Origin of the sequence: Glaciecola sp. XM2 (assembly GCF_018595715.1) — a bacterium.
Taxonomy (GTDB): Bacteria; Pseudomonadota; Gammaproteobacteria; order Enterobacterales; family Alteromonadaceae; genus Glaciecola.
This window is the reverse complement of sequence record NZ_JAHEOJ010000024.1, coordinates 38240-53476: the sequence shown is the minus strand read 5'-3', so window position 1 is coordinate 53476 and position 15237 is coordinate 38240. Positions and strand designations below refer to the sequence as shown.

The window sequence follows — 15237 nt, the reverse complement described above, 5'->3', positions numbered from 1 at the left end:
AAATATTTTGGCGTTTTTTCAAGATCATAAATGACTAAATACAAAACTACGCTCAAATGCGGTAGGCACAGAAGCTAGTCTGTGGTGTTCATTTGTCCTATACTCACAATAATAGTACGGCGAGTGAAAACATTTTTTGTTTTAAATCCATTTGCTGCTCGCAAGAATACCAAAAAAGGAAATAAAAAATGCAAGGCACAATAGGTGAAATAAGACTATTCGTTAACGGATACGTGCCAAAAGGATGGGCCTTATGCCATGGTCAGATATTATCAATATCACAACATCAGTCTCTTTTCTCGATATTGGGCACCAAGTATGGCGGCGATGGGAGAGTAAACTTTGCGCTTCCTGCTTTGCATCAGACGGCGTTTGGTGACCATTTTATTACTGTGGATCCCGGCGTCGATTATATCATCTGTATTGAAGGTGATTATCCAGAACGCCATTAAGCTTAACGTAGTCAGTATCAAAGGCCTGCCATCCCTCCGCTACAATACTCTATTCGGCATCTATTACCAGCGCTTGTCCGCGTCCGTTGGTTTCTGATGCTGCTTGTAACTTTCCATCTCGATTAACAATCACATGTAAGTCACCGAATCGGCTGGTGCGGGTGCTATAGCCCATTGCTTCAAGCTCGGCGATAACTTCGGGCGTGAGTCCTTCATGATATCGTATTTCGTCTTTTGGCAGCAGCTGGTGATGAAAACGCGGTGTGTCTACCACCTCTTGTATCGGCAGGTTAAACTCAATGGCGTTTAATATGCTTAAATATACTGACGATAAGATGGTGGTGCCGCCGGGTGAGCCGGTCACCATTTTAAGCTTGTTATCCTTTAGTACAATGGTGGGTGTCATCGAACTTAGCATGCGTTTATTGGGCTGAATTTCGTTGGCCACGCCGCCAATTGCGCCAAAGTAGTTTGGTACACCCGCTTTTGCACTGAAGTCGTCCATTTCATCATTTAATAAAAAGCCTGCGCCTTCTACCACCATACCGCTGCCAAACCCAAGGTTGATGGTAGTGGTGTTTGACACGGCGTTGCCAAATTTATCGACGATAGAAAAGTGAGTGGTTTGTTCACTTTCGGCTAAACCGCCTTTTATGCTCTCGGTGTCTGAAATGCTAGCAAGCTGAATATCGCTGATGCGGGTTATTAGGTAATCTTGGTCGAGCAATTCGGTTTTTGGGACGTCAAAAAAATCAGGATCGCCTAAGTATTCCGCTCTATCAGCAAATACTCGCTTACCCACTTCGGCTAATACGTGGATGTATTGGGCGCTATTGTGGGTAAATTCCACACCCTCTGTGTCCTTTACTAGGTCGTACATACGCAGCCATTGCGACACTGCAATGCCGCCTGAGCTTGGTGGCGCTGAGCTTACCAACTGATACTCTCGCCAGCTTGAAATAATCGGTTCGCGCCATTTAGCTTCATAACCTTTAAGATCGTCTTGCGTAATTAAGCCGCCGTGCTTTTGCATAAAATCTGCAACTAGCTGCGCCGTTTCGCCCTCATAAAATCCTGCAATACCTTGCTGTTGAATACGTATTAAGGTGTCGGCTAGCTCTGGTTGAACGAACAGCTCGCCGGCCTTCACTTCGCCAAAATAGTCAGCAAAATTGACGTCGATGTTCCTTGATTCAAGGCGCTCAATATATCGGGTGACATTGCGAGCCAATTTGTCTGGCACGATAAACCCGTCTTTTGCTAACGCTACCGCCGGTGCAACCAACCTTTCCCAAGGCAAACTTCCATATTTTTGATGCGCTTTGTGCATACCAGATACGGTGCCAGGCACACCCGATGCTAAGGCCCCAAAAATCGAAGCTAAAGGCTTAACGTCGCCATTTTCGTCTAAATACATATCTCTGTACGCTGCTTGCGGTGCAGTTTCGCGATAGTCGATGAAGGTATTTTCATCTCCATAATGAATCACCATAAAGCCGCCGCCGCCAATATTGCCCGCCTCAGGTAGCGTCACCGCCAGGCTGAACTGCGCTGCAATTGCAGCATCAACTGCGTTACCACCGTCATTTAGCACATCCATAGCAACCTTTGCTGCAAAGGTGTCGGGCATGGCAACGGCTTGTTGGGTGGGTACTTCAACGTTTGCACTAACTGGCGCATTTAGCTCATCTGTAGGTGGTTGGGAGCAAGCTGATAGAAAAAGAAGTAGCAGATAACTGCTTGCAAAGATATGGCGTTTTGGCATAGTGAATCCAACATTCATTGAGCGATAATATACCTAGTTTGCATCAAAGAAAGATGACAAGCTAGTGCTTAATCTCAAGTTGATTAAGCACTAGACTCGACAAAGGGTATTAATGTTTTAAACGCGCCCTTTTAGCCAGTACTTAGAAGTTGTTGGTCACGCATTGTTTATACCTCAGGTGGCAGAAGCTTCGCTCGTGTTAATAGAGCCAGTGGTGTCTTGCTTTAATAGGCCCATCAACAATGCTGGCAAAAAAGTTAAGCTCAATAGCGTTGAAGCAAAAATGCCACACAGCACTATAATTCCCACGCCGCGATATAACTCGGTCCCTTCCCCTGGCAATAAAACTAATGGTGCTAGCCCAAACACAGTGGTTGCAGTAGACATTAGGATCGGTTTCAAACGTTTTTCAACCGCATTGCGAACGGCATCTTTTACATTGTCGCCGCGTTCAATAAATTTACGAGTTTGGTCCACAATCAAGATGGGGTTATTGACCACGGTGCCAAGCAATATCAAAAACCCAAGCATGGTAATCATGTCAAAAGGTTGATATGCGCCGCCTATGCCAACAGCAGATAGCGCTGAGTTAAGTCCGTTGAGCATAATTAGGCCCAGCAAACCACCCGCCATGCCAAGGGGCACTGTTGCGAGAATAAACAGTGGATAACGCCAGTGGGTAAAAATGGCCACCAACAATAAATAGCACAACACGATGGCGACCACGAAGTTGCTCGACAGTGACGCTTTGGTCGCTTCAAGTTGGTCGGCAGCGCCACTAATACTCACATTGATGCCTTGCGCAATGCTACCTTGCTGCCAAAGCGCTGGAAGTAACTCATTGCGCACAACGGCTTCGGCAGTCTCTAGCGCTACATCTCGCGGCGGAATAATGTAAACCGTGACAGTACGATTGCCATCGACCCTGCGCACACTGTCGCTATTTTTGCTCTCCACTAAATCTGCAATGGCGTTTAGCGGTAAGATGTCACCTTGGGGTGTCACGATAGGCGCAGATGACAAGTTGCCAATGGTTTGACGGTTTCCTGCATCGGAGAACATAAAGATATCGACTTTGTCGTCGTTTAAAATAAATTCATCTACGTAGGCGCCATCGCTAATGGCGGCCACAGAGTAGGCAAAATCTCGGTTGTTAATTCCAAGCTCTGCCAGACGTTGCCAGCGCGGACGAATTTCGATGAGGGGTTGCTCAAGGGTCAGTGAGCCAGGATCGGAGTTCAGTTGCGGGTTGTCAAAGCGTTGTTCCGCCTCGTCGTATACTGCTTGTGCTGCTTGATATAATTCCGTGAGATTGTTACCGGCTAAATCTACTGCCACTGCACGCGTGCCGCCATCGTTGCTTGAAATAATCGACCCGCGTGATGAAAAGGCGCGCATATTGTCATAGCTTCTAAATTTTTCGGTAATCGCATCCATCATTTCGCCAATATATTTTGGCTCCACCGGTGCACTTAAAAACCAGATGCTGCCAATAGATACCGACATGTTGTAATAGGCAAGTGGCGGCATATTAGTTTGCCCACTTTCAAAGGCGGTGGGGTCGGCATTTAAGTAATCTGCAAAATATACTCTAAGCTCGGCGCCTATTTTTTCCATTTCAGATAAGTTATAGCTTGGCGGCGCAATCATCAGTGAAAAGGCTTTTGGCTCTTCACCTTCCGGTAAGTATTCAGCTGCAGGCATCAGTGCATATGCACTGCCCATGATCACAACAATAAAGGACGCCGCTAAAACCCGAGCGCGGGCTCTGCTCTTACAAAATACGTCTACCAAGCTCAGCCATTTTTTTGAAAGCTCTAAAGACTTGGTATCTCCGGCATCTTGTTTAGACACATTGGCCATTGCCGTAGGCACAACAAAAATAGCCACTAGCATCGAGGCGATAATGGCACCGGAAATAGCAATGGCAATATCGGAGTATAGCTGCCCGGCTTCTTGCTCAATAAACAAAATAGGCGCAAACACTAATACCGTGGTTGCAGTAGATGCTAAGACCGCAGGCCAGACTTCTTTCACCCCCTCAACAGCTGCTGTAAAGCGGTCTTTTCCTTGTTTTTTCGCCTGCATGATGGATTCGAGCACAACAATGGTGTTGTCTACCGTCATACCAATGGCAAAGGCAACACCGGCAAGTGAGATAACATTAATGGTGCGCCCAAAAGCGATGAGTGCTAAAAAGGCCGCGATGGTACAAATAGGAATGCCCATTACCCCAATCAAGGTTGAGCGCCCCGAGCGCAGGAAATAGAACATCACTAAGGTTGCTAGTAAGGCCCCAAGACCTAGATTTAGCCAAACATTTTTCAGAGAGCTTGAGACGTATTGCACATCGTCACTGACCAAGTTTAAGCGAAGCCCGTTTTGAGACAATAAGCTTTGATTGAGCTCTTCTACCACCGGCACTAACTGCTCTTTGATACTAATGACATTTGACCCACTTTCACGGCGTACCGACATAGTGAGGGTTCGCTTACCATCTGAAAACGACATGCCGCGGGTTTCAAAATGGTCCAAGCTAATATCGGCAACGTCTTTTAGGTAGAGGTTGGCATTGCCCGTGCGGCTAATAATCAAGTTCTCTAATTCATTTAATTGTTCAAAACGCCCGACGACTCGCAGCAAAAATCGACTTTCGCCGCTTTCTAAATCGCCTGCCGATGCATCGTTATTCCTTGAACGCACTGCATCTCTTACTTGCGTTAAGCTAATGCCGCGCTGTGCAAGTCTTGCTGCGTCTACCTTAATTTGAATTTGGCGAGATGAACCTCCACGCACATCAACCTGTGAAACCCCTTCAACGCTTTCCATACGAGGGCGAATATAGTCATCAGCAAAGTCTCTGAGCATATCCATGTCCAGTCCCATTGGATTGCCATCAAGGGGGGATAGCCTAAAGAACATAAAGGCATTGCTCGAAAATGAGCTTGAAAACAGGCGCGGCTGATCAACATTTTCAGGATAGGCGGGTACTTGGCTTAGCGCATTGCTTACGCGGATTAAGGCGTCATTTACATCCACACCAAATGGAAATTCTAGCTCAATATTGGCTGAGCCCATTTCAGCAGAAGAGATCATGCGCTGCAGGTTAGGAAGCGAGCGCAAGTAGCGCTCTTGTTCGATGAGAATTTCTTTTTCGATATCTTGAGGCGTTGCCCCAGGCCAGCCGGTTTGCACACTAATGGTCCGCACTTCTAAATCGGGTATCATTTGCACTGGAATGTTGGTTGCAGAAACAATCCCCAAAATACAGGCAATCATCACCACAACAGTGACGATAGTGCCCCTTTTCACCGTTGATTCAATCATGATCAGCGACTCCCTTGGGTATTTGCCACCACGGGCATACCGTCTCTTAGTAGCTCAACGGCAGATATAATAAAGGCTTGGTCGGTGTCCTGATTATTGATTTGTACCATATTACCCGGCAGGTTTGTGTAGGTAGTAATAATGCGCTTTGCTTTGCCGTTCTCAACTACAAATACGCTGCTGCCGCCGTCAGGGTGTTGCTTAATGGCGGAGCGAGGTAAGGTGATTGCGCTTCGACTAGTGTTTGGAATGGTGATTTGTGCACGAGCCGACATGCCCACCACCATATCGCTTTGTGCCGGTAAATCCACTTGAGCTAAAAACGCGCGGGTAGCGCTATTCGACACGGGCACAAAACGGCTCAACTGAGCAGAAAAGCCCATGCCACCGCCAGTATCAGGCTGAACTTCTACATTGATAGCGCCTTGTTGTGACAATGTCGCATAGTATTCTTGCGGTATTGCTAGGCTTAAACGTAAATTGTCTTGGGCAACCAAGTCGAATACCGGGCTTTGCTGGGTCACCCACTCACCGATATCCACGTTGCGCTGAGCAATAATGCCCGCGAAGGGGGCACGCAGCGTATGCCTGACAAGCAACTCTTCTTGCAGGCTTAGTTGCGCTTGTGCATTTGCTAACTGCGCTTGCGCACTGGCGAGCAAAGCCGCGCGCTCGGCGATAAGGGTTTGGGCGACCACTTGTTGTTTTGAAAGCGCCAATACCTCTTGATACAGACGCTGTGCTTCTGCTTGATTTACCTGTGCGGCGTTTAGATTTGCTTTGGCGCCTTCGACCTCTAGTTCAGCAAGCTTGCTATCTAGGCTCAGCAATATTTGCCCCCGCTCAACCACATCACCAATTTCCACTTGCAAAGAGTCTACTCGGCCTGCTTCTAAAGAGGCTAAACGTGCGTATTGCTTCGCTTCGACTGTGCCAGTTAGCACTAAGGTTTGGTTGGTTTGTGTTTGATTCGGATAGACAACGTCTACGTTGATAACGTCTTGCGCAAGGCCGTTAGCAACCATAAGCGTGGAAAATACGCTCGTGCACGTGAGCCATTTGATTAAGCGATATCCTTTTAACATGTCTTCCTCTATACCGAGCCGAATTGGCGACGGAGTAAGCGCACCTTGTTTGGATGCGCTATTAACTCATCATTGATAGATTCAATACGCTAAAATAGAAAAATTGATTCAAATCGATACAAAAACCGACCGTTTTCTAGGCTCCTCCGCAGCCAGATCCGCAACCAGATCCGCAACCAGACGCATCACTGCTATCGGCGTCGGGACTTTTGCTTTTTGTGCTGCTGCTAGAAGTCGCAGGCGCAGCGACAACGGCCCCGTCATTACTTGCTTTTTTGGAGCTTGTAGAAGTGCTAGCAGTCTTTTTAGAGGCCGATAATGACACGACAACGGCGGCAACAACCACCACGGCAACGATGGCGCCTAATAAAGCCAGTGCCCCCATCATACCTGGGTTTTCAGCACTTTGCTCAGAGCATGCAGCGGTCGTCAATGCCGCGGTTAATGCAATCGGCAGCGTCAGTTGTTTTAAAGAAGGCTTGGGGATAACCCAATGTTGTGACGTATCTATGCGTTTGAACTCTGCTGCATTAGCAAAACGCTGCTCAACTGACGGCCAAACATCTTCGGGCGCCGCTTGCCCAAAAAGCGCGTGGTATGCATCCAAAGTGCGTTGATACTGATCGTGATATTTAATGCGCTCTTTTAAGCCCCCTTTTGTTGGGCCATGATGGATGGGCTTACCTAATATTTCACCGCATAGCTCCTGCCAATAAGACTGTGTATAGGTCATATGTAAATGCCACACTTGGTCTACTTGATCAGACGGAGTATGAGAGTAGCCGGTGGTAGCTATGAGGCAAACAAAGCGTTTATATTCTGTAATCGCCTTTTGCGCATAGTCGTCACTCCATGCGTTTTCGCGCGCTAAGCGTTTTGCAAAGGTTAACTGGGCGCTGTCATCGCCAATTTCGAAACGCATGATTTTATCGATAAGAGTATGGGTATTGTTGGTCATGGCGCGGTCACCGTATTATAAGCGGCTGTTCCCCATAAAGGGACGGTTGAAAGACTATGTTTATAGCTACCGCTGGTTTCTTTGGTCGAATAAGACACGTACATAATGGTTTGCGAGTCTTTGTCTAAAATGCGGCGTACTTTCATATTTTTGAAAAAAATAGACTTGGATTTTTTAAACACCACCTCCCCAGAGGCTGAGGTGTCGATTTGCGCAATCATCTGTGCGGTTATCTCCCCAGTTTGCCTGCAAGCAATAGAGCTATCAGATGGGTCAGATAAATCGAGGTTAGCTTCGATACTAGAAATATGACACGTAACGCCGGTGATAATCGGGTCTTGTAAGGCGTCTATTTTGATATCTTTTGTGGTAAATACACCCAGTGAGACATCACCAACTTCACTGTCAGAGCAACCAGACAATATAGCCACTGACGCGGCAAGTAGTATAATGCGCTTCATTTAACGCTCTCCTATCAATTTTTTAACAACAGTGTAATCTTTCCCTACGTCACTGCATAGTGAGATTTTAATGACCATTGCATCGAGATTTTCTTAACAATACAACCAGACGATTAGATGAAATAAACTATTCCCTTATCAGGTCTGTATTTCTCATACTATTTGAAAAAGGATAAACATGAGCTCAGATACACAAAAGTTGCGCATAGACATCGTGTCAGACGTGTCTTGCCCGTGGTGCATCATTGGCTATAAAGCCCTCGAACAAGCGCTAAGTCAACTAACTGATTCTGTTAAAGCGGATATTCATTGGCAACCCTTTGAACTTAATCCGAATATGTTGACCGAGGGCGAAGATGTGGATGAACATTTGATGAATAAATACCGCATCGATGAAAAGCAGATTATGGCGAATCGCGAAAATATACATCAACGAGGCCTGAGTGTCGGTTACGAGTTTGGTCATCGTGGGGGCGGCCGGATTTATAATACCTTTGATGCACACCGTTTATTGCATTGGGCGGCTGAAGAAGGCAAGCAAACTGAGCTAAAGCTGGCTTTATTTGACTTGTACTTTAAAGACGGTGGTAATCCAAGTGACCACGAGCAACTGGTGGTTGCGGCCGGCAGCGTAGGCCTTGATGTTCAGCGTGCTAAAAGTATTCTGGCATCAGATGAATACTCACAAGAAGTGCGAAAGCAACAGACGTTTTACCAACAGCACGGCATTAGCTCTGTGCCAGCGGTAATAGTGAACAACAAGCACTTAATAAGCGGTGGGCAGCCTACTTCGGTTTTTGTGCAGGCACTTACTCAAATAAGCCAAGAAGCTTCTTAAATTAAGTAGGCCCTTATCAAAAAGGGCCTACTACAAGCATTTATGCTGAGCATGCCTCTTTGCGAGTCCCTTGGGGCGCGAGTGATACAGATGGGTCGGTAATACGTGCAAAAATATTATTGATTTCTGATAGGTCGGGGCGTTGAGTCACTTCCTTTACCTTACTAGCCTCGATGCCATTTTCGGTTTGCGTGGCTACCGCAAAACTAAACACATACGCACATTCGATACCCATGCGTAAATCAGACATGATTACGTCATCGCCCTTTAAATTGACCGAATAAACGCCTTTAGTAAACCACTTTAGTCGGTCAATTGCCCACTCGTTTTTTAAATCGTTAACAAGCGCAGGTGTTGTACTGTAAGGTTCAAGAGAAACTTCTTCAGGAGTATCAAATACAGAGGCATAGCCTTCGTAATAGGTATCACCGTTTACCGCAACTATCCGCCATAACAAGGTATTAAAAGGGGCTGGTGTGCTAACGTAAGCGTTTGCCTCTATGCCTCTTTGTGCCATTGCGCTGTGTACCTTGTGGTCAATGTACACTTTTGCTACCAGTGTCCAGCTCATATAAACACAGCTTAGGATAAGCCCGATATTGTTATATTTTACCGAGCTTTGAGTATTTTTGTGCGCGAATAGGGCTGCGATAATGCCAATCAACAGCGGCAAGGTCACTAGCGGGTCGATAATAAATAGATTGGATACGCCAAAGGGATAGTCTGTCAGTGGCCAGAGCATTTGAGTGCCATATACTGTAAAGCTATCTAAGACTGCGTGGGTCGACAGGCACAAAAAAACCATCCAAAACCAGGGTGTTTTGAGTGCGGCGGTGCCGGCATGAATTTTGGCCAGTAGCCAGGCAATCAGCGGGCTGATGAGCAAATGCACAAACAGAGAGTGGCTAAAACTTCGATGATAGGTAAAGGATTCGACCGGATCCTCAAAGGGAATAAACACATCGAGGTCTGGAAGAGTGCCCAGCATCGCACCATATAAAATCGCTTTTTTACCGACTTTTCTGCCCATTACGGCATAGCCAACCGCTCCGCCCAACGCGATTTGAGTTAACGAATCCATAACTGCCTAGGTTATTTACTATGAGCTAATTACGTGCGCCATAAGATATGGGTTCATGCCGATTTACTTCATTGCGCGTTTTCGGCGCATCGCAAGTCGAAAATCGTTAGTGATGTGTTTAAAGAACGATTTCAATACCCCGAGACTCGGATCGGGCTTAAGTCCTTTAGATAACAAAATAATTTGCCAATAATAAAAGCCTACTTGGCCAAAGCCATTTATTGCTTTGACGATATCCAATGAACTATTGTTACCCCAAATGCCTTTGCCAAGCACAAGCTTTTGCTCATAGTCATCGAGCTGTTCTAGCGTGCCGTTCATCAATTGGGCAGAGCAGTCGGTTTGGGTACATAAGGGGCGGGCAAGGCCAATAACATCGACTTCCCCTTTTTCTATGGCGCTTTGCATTACCTCACGACTTCTAAAGCCGCCGGTGATCATCACCGGTACTTGCGCAGATGCTTTTATCTGCTCAGCGTATTCAATGAAGTATGCTTCACGGCGGCGGGTGCTTTCTCTGACCTCGGTGGCTTCCACGCCGAGTAAACTCATTTGCTCGTATGTACCACCTGAGATTTCAAGCAAATCGATGCCATCCTCTGTGAGCCAGCTTGCTACTTGAATGCATTCTTCAAGGGTAAACCCGCCTTTTTGAAAATCCGCAGAATTGAGCTTAACGGCAATGGGATATTCACTACCCACGGCTTTCCTGACCTGACGAATCACCTCGCGAATAATGCGCGCTCTATTCTCAAGTGAGCCGCCCCATTTATCTTGACGTTTGTTAGTATTAGGTGACAAAAACTGACTCAACAAATAGCCGTGAGCGCAGTGAATTTGTACACCTTTGAACCCCGCTTGCTTGACCAGAGAAGCGGAGGTCACAAAACGCTGAATCACGTCTAAAATATCCGCTTCGTCCATTGGACGCGGTTTGCCAAAGTTGCTTAAAATATCGAGCTGAACATCGGAAGGGGACAGTGGATGAGCATTCACCAAGCGAGGACATTGACGGCCAGGATGGCTTAACTGCACCCAGCAATGGTTGTCGTTACTTTGCGCCGCCTTTGCCCAAGCCTCAAACAAGGGAAGGTCGTCGGCGTTCTCTAATACAACATTGCCTGCTCGCTCTAGATATCGACCGTCAATCATGATGTTGCCTGTCAATAACAAGCCGGTACCGCCTTCTGCCCAAGTTTTATATAGCTGGTTATGGGCAGGTGTTGGGCGGCCTTTGGCATCAGCTAATCCCTCGGTCATGGCACTTTTACCGAGCCTGTTTGGCAGTGTGGCACCGCATTTAAGCGGGAGTGCTTGGGCGAGTGAGTCGGTCATATTTTATCCTGCTTGTTATTGGCGTTAGTTGCTTACGTTTTCTTGGTCGATAATGTTTTGAATTTCGTTGATTAACTCAAAGCGCTTGGCGTTCAGTTCAGGCTCGCTAGCATTTGGCCAATTGCCGTTCATCGCCACCACAAGCTGACGCGTTGGGTCGATAAAAATGGTCTGACCAAATATACCTCTGGCAGTAAAGGTGCCATCATCAAAGGTCCACCACTGGTAGCCATAACCTTTGCCTTCACTGCCGATATCGGCTTGCTTTGTGGTTGCCGCCGCTAAAAAGCCCTCAGGTAGTATAGACTGACCATCGATCTTACCTTCGTCTAGAACGAATAATCCATAGCGAGCATAGTCACGCAAACTTGCTTGTATACAGCAGCCCGAGATTTCGTTTCCGTCAGCTCCTAATAGCCAGCTTGCTTGGTCGGCCATGCCATAAGGCTGCCATATTTTTTCGGTAAGATATTGCGCAATCGGGACGCCCGTGGCTTGCTCGACTAATATGCCAATTAAGTTCGTTTCGCCCGTTGAGTAAAGCCATTTTTCTTCGGCAGGATGTGCGCGCTCCGCGTTTTGCATATAGCTAACAATAGTAGGTAGGCCATCAGCGGCTTTGTGCTGATTAAATAGGGCTACGTCTGACTGTGGATCGGTATAGCTCTCGTTCCACTTTACGCCAGAGGTCATGGTAAGAAGTTGAGAAACACTTACGCCGTCATATACCGAACCTTTCAGGTCCTCAATGTACTGAGATACGCTGTCGTCTAAACTGCTGATGTGACCTTCTTTAAGTGCAATACCCACTAAGCTTGCAGTAAAAGATTTGGCTACTGAAAAGCTTGTCCATCGTTTCTCTGGTGAATGACCAAGGCCATAACGTTCAAAGCGAATATCTCCTTTATGCAGTACTAACATTCCTGCTAAGCTTTGCTCATCAAAGAACTGTTCTATATTTGTATTGAAATTAATGGCCTCGCCTTCACCGAGCTTTTTGGGATTGTCACTTGCGGCGATGACGCTAGATTGCGCTAACGCAGGCAATTGATCCATCATTTTGAACGCGTATTCGCGTTGGTTTTGACTCCAAAAAAGCACATTGGCGTCGGTAGGCAAATCTGACAGCAAACCGCGCCAGTCTGAGCCGATGTACCACCAAGCAGCGCCGAAAAGTATTGCAAGACTGATAACGGTTACGCTAACCCATTTTAATACTGCGTTCATGTATTATTCCTATATCACTTCTAACCAACATCAACCCTTTGATATGCAGGTCAATTAAACATTTCGTTAAGCATACAATAAAGCGCGCAATAGCGGCGCGCAAAAAACAGTCTCTGTGACTTTTAAATGCTTATGATGCACTATTATCATTGTTTAACATGTACTTTCGTAATTGAGAATAGGCGTGGGTGAGGGCCTTCGATTGTTCTGTGCACCCGCCTTTGTCGGGGTGGTTTAGGTGCTGTAACCGTCGGTATTGCTGCTTCAGCTTCAAAAGCGTTAAGCCCTCAAGGCTTTCAAATGCTAAGCAATTTAATGCGTCTTGTATGTCTTGCTGACTAAAGCTATTTAAAGAATGCGTCGCCCCCATTTTTTGCCAAAAACTGTCTAATAGATTTTCAACATCTTCTGGTGTGGTGTCATGCAGATTCGCCCAGTCCAAGTAGTATCGAGCTAACGGGTCATCTAACTCAATTCCCCGGGCAGCAATGGCTATATCAGATAAATAAATATTGGTCGGACCAATAATGAGTTCGCCTATGCCTTCAGTGCGCCATTGAACGCGTAATTGATACAAAGCGTTGAACAAAACAAAGTGTGTTTCAAAAAGCGTGATTGAATCGCGCAGGGCATCTTCGTCAAATAAAGCGTAAGGCGGTTTTTGTAATACCGATATTAAGTCATATTCACTTATGCCATCTGCAAATTGAGTTTGCATGGTATCTAGAATATCGATTAATACGTCTTGAAGTGCGTGCGGTGATGACGGCAAATTTACATGCTTATCCAACAAATATACTTATAAACGTAACAGGTCTTAAGGCTGTGTCAAATGCGATGATTGATTGTCATTCTTTTTGAGTCCACGCAGTTTAAATGATGCAGATCAAAACAAAGCCTTTCGGTATTTGTCATAGTATTCGTTAACAAGATAGCAACAAATTACCACGAACGAACGGCCGATTAACAGCTCGTTCGTTGATTGAAATCTAACCGACAAAGAGGATGAAAACATGTCATTAGAAAAGCATAGCCTATTAAAAGAATTTCCTGATCATCATCATACAATTCGTCATTTAAAGATGAACGATAAGCATTTTGAAAAACTCTTTGATCGCTACCATGAAATCGATCATGAGGTCTTCCAAATTGAACGCGGCACAAAAGCGACTGAAGATAGTTATTTAGAAGGCTTAAAGTTAGAGCGCGTGCAGCTAAAAGATACGCTGTTTGCCTTGTTGCAAAAAGAAGAAGCCACTCAGTAAGCTGACCGTCCCCACATTGCTATTGATGCCTGCCTAATGTTAGGTGCATCAATAGCATCATTTATATAATCTACTCACTCGATATCAGTACTAAATCTATCTGCGGCGGCACTAAATATTCAGCGCCTGTTTCGGTAATTACCACCATTTCTTCCACTGAAATGGTTTTAGGTTCTCCAGTTTCTAACAACCAGCTATGAAAGCCATCGAAAGCGAAGGTCATTCCGGGCTTAAGCGGCAACAAAGCAGTTTCTCTAGGTGCGTCGCTTAAACCATCACTAAATGCTGGACCAGAATCATGGGCAACATAACCTACCGGATGACCTGTGCTCCACATTACGGGGCGCGAGTTCGTCGCTTGCATCACTTTGCGCTGGGCGGCGTCGACAGACTGCCCTGTGGCGCCCGGCTTCATGGCATCAAAAGCGGCGTCTCGACCTTGTTTAGCGCTTTCCCAGTAATAGGCTATGTCGGCAGGTGGCTTAGTTTCACCGGGTTTAAGCACGTAGGCAAAGCGTTGAATATCGGTGACCCATTTGTCGTATACGCGAATGCCAAAGTCGGTTTGGATCACATCTCCCGGTTGAATGACGCGGTTCGTCGCATGGCTATGCCCACGGTCTGTGCCTGATACCACATTGGGGTTTTGATCAGGTGCCCAAGCGTCGGTCACGCCTGCCTCTTTCATTTTTTGCTTTAAAAACGCAGCTACGTCGGCATCGGTGGTTTTCCCAGGCACCACTTGCGCATATGCTTCGAGCTGCCATTTTGCGGTTAGCGCTGCCGCTTCACGCATAATTTCAATCTCAGCGGGGAGCTTTCGGGCTAACCACTCATAAACTAAGCGCTCGCTGCTCACTAGCTTTTCGCTAAGCTCTGGCCCTAAGCTCTTTGTGAGTGATAGATATTGGCTATGGCTTAAACCGTCCGCCTGCGGGTTGTCTGAAAAACTATTGATGGCAAGAGTATTAAGTGTTTTATCTTTAAGATAAGCGCCAGCCATTTGCATTGCCGATGCATCTCTGGCGACGGGGATAACCGTTTGCACAACATTATTGTCAGCTAGCGCCGTCGCCTCGCCAATGGGTGAAAAGGCTAAGGTTTTAAACGTGTCGTTGTCAAAATAAAACAGAAAGACAGCTGTCTTCCCTGCATTTTCACACCCTATATGTTTGGCCAAAGGGTCGTTGGCATTTTCGCGGCATATTACTAGCCATGCATCTACCCCTGCGGTTTTAATGGCATCAGGTAACAGGGTATTGATGCGTTCTTTTCTTATTTCAATCCATGGGTTGGCGAGGGCTTGGTTACTGAGCATTAAAGTCGCCAGTAAGCAGATAGATAACAAAATACGCATGATAAGTCCTTGAAACTCGGTTTTATTCTAGAGTAAGGCATATGAGTGAAATTATGAAGTAAAAGCTATTGGGCAAAAAAATCTCG

General features: G+C 46.3%; 13 protein-coding genes. 3 read left to right on the top strand and 10 right to left on the bottom strand.

The annotated features are described in order from the left end of the window. The first annotated feature begins 188 nt into the window (after positions 1–188). Positions 189–452 carry a phage tail protein gene (locus KJ365_RS10335; RefSeq protein WP_214451578.1) on the top strand — a complete coding sequence of 88 codons (264 nt, stop codon included), beginning with the start codon at positions 189–191 and terminating at the stop codon, positions 450–452. A gap of 49 nt (positions 453–501) precedes the next feature. On the opposite strand, the gene ggt is transcribed toward KJ365_RS10335, so the two are convergent. The 5 genes from ggt to KJ365_RS10310 all read right to left on the bottom strand — a co-directional run bounded on the left by ggt (position 502) and on the right by KJ365_RS10310 (position 8048). Continuing rightward, on the bottom strand, positions 502–2217 hold the full coding sequence (gene ggt, locus KJ365_RS10330; protein WP_214451577.1) for a gamma-glutamyltransferase: 1716 nt from the start codon (positions 2215–2217) through the stop codon (positions 502–504). Positions 2218–2391: 174 nt separating this feature from the next. Continuing rightward, entirely contained in the window at positions 2392–5496 is a 3105-nt protein-coding gene (locus tag KJ365_RS10325) for an efflux RND transporter permease subunit (RefSeq protein ID WP_502793487.1), read from the bottom strand. A 50-nt stretch (positions 5497–5546) separates the two neighbouring features. Beyond that, positions 5547–6629, bottom strand: a complete 1083-nt coding sequence (locus KJ365_RS10320; protein WP_214451575.1) for an efflux RND transporter periplasmic adaptor subunit — start codon at positions 6627–6629, stop codon at positions 5547–5549. 136 nt (positions 6630–6765) lie between these two features. Beyond that, positions 6766–7587 carry a glycine-rich domain-containing protein gene (locus KJ365_RS10315; protein WP_214451574.1) on the bottom strand — a complete coding sequence of 274 codons (822 nt, stop codon included), beginning with the start codon at positions 7585–7587 and terminating at the stop codon, positions 6766–6768. Then, positions 7584–8048 (bottom strand): CreA family protein, encoded by a 465-nt coding sequence (locus KJ365_RS10310; protein ID WP_214451573.1) that lies wholly within the window; start codon positions 8046–8048, stop codon positions 7584–7586. The genes KJ365_RS10315 and KJ365_RS10310 overlap by 4 nt, the downstream gene beginning before the upstream one ends. A 178-nt stretch (positions 8049–8226) precedes the next feature. On the opposite strand from KJ365_RS10310, the gene KJ365_RS10305 reads away from it, so the two are divergent. Further along, the gene (locus KJ365_RS10305) at positions 8227–8886 is read left to right on the top strand and encodes a DsbA family oxidoreductase (protein ID WP_214451572.1); all 660 of its coding nucleotides are present in this window, start codon (positions 8227–8229) and stop codon (positions 8884–8886) included. Positions 8887–8926: 40 nt separating this feature from the next. Here KJ365_RS10305 and KJ365_RS10300 read toward each other — a convergent pair whose 3' ends face one another. The 4 genes from KJ365_RS10300 to KJ365_RS10285 form a co-directional block, all read right to left on the bottom strand. Then, entirely contained in the window at positions 8927–9967 is a 1041-nt protein-coding gene (locus tag KJ365_RS10300) for a metal-dependent hydrolase (protein WP_214451571.1), read from the bottom strand. 63 nt (positions 9968–10030) lie between these two features. Continuing rightward, positions 10031–11302: an NADH:flavin oxidoreductase/NADH oxidase family protein gene (locus KJ365_RS10295; RefSeq protein ID WP_214451570.1), complete on the bottom strand. Its 1272-nt coding sequence runs from the start codon at positions 11300–11302 to the stop codon at positions 10031–10033. A gap of 24 nt (positions 11303–11326) precedes the next feature. Next, positions 11327–12529 (bottom strand): serine hydrolase domain-containing protein, encoded by a 1203-nt coding sequence (locus tag KJ365_RS10290; protein WP_214451569.1) that lies wholly within the window; start codon positions 12527–12529, stop codon positions 11327–11329. Positions 12530–12659: 130 nt separating this feature from the next. Beyond that, positions 12660–13301 (bottom strand): DNA-J related domain-containing protein, encoded by a 642-nt coding sequence (locus KJ365_RS10285; RefSeq protein ID WP_250884157.1) that lies wholly within the window; start codon positions 13299–13301, stop codon positions 12660–12662. Between the two features lie 241 nt (positions 13302–13542). Between KJ365_RS10285 and KJ365_RS10280 the strand changes: the two genes are divergently transcribed. Continuing rightward, entirely contained in the window at positions 13543–13794 is a 252-nt protein-coding gene (locus KJ365_RS10280; protein WP_214451568.1) for an HP1242/YdcH family protein, read from the top strand. Between the two features lie 70 nt (positions 13795–13864). On the opposite strand, the gene KJ365_RS10275 is transcribed toward KJ365_RS10280, so the two are convergent. After that, on the bottom strand, positions 13865–15151 hold the full coding sequence (locus tag KJ365_RS10275) for a M24 family metallopeptidase (protein ID WP_214451567.1): 1287 nt from the start codon (positions 15149–15151) through the stop codon (positions 13865–13867). Between the last annotated feature and the right edge of the window lie 86 nt (positions 15152–15237).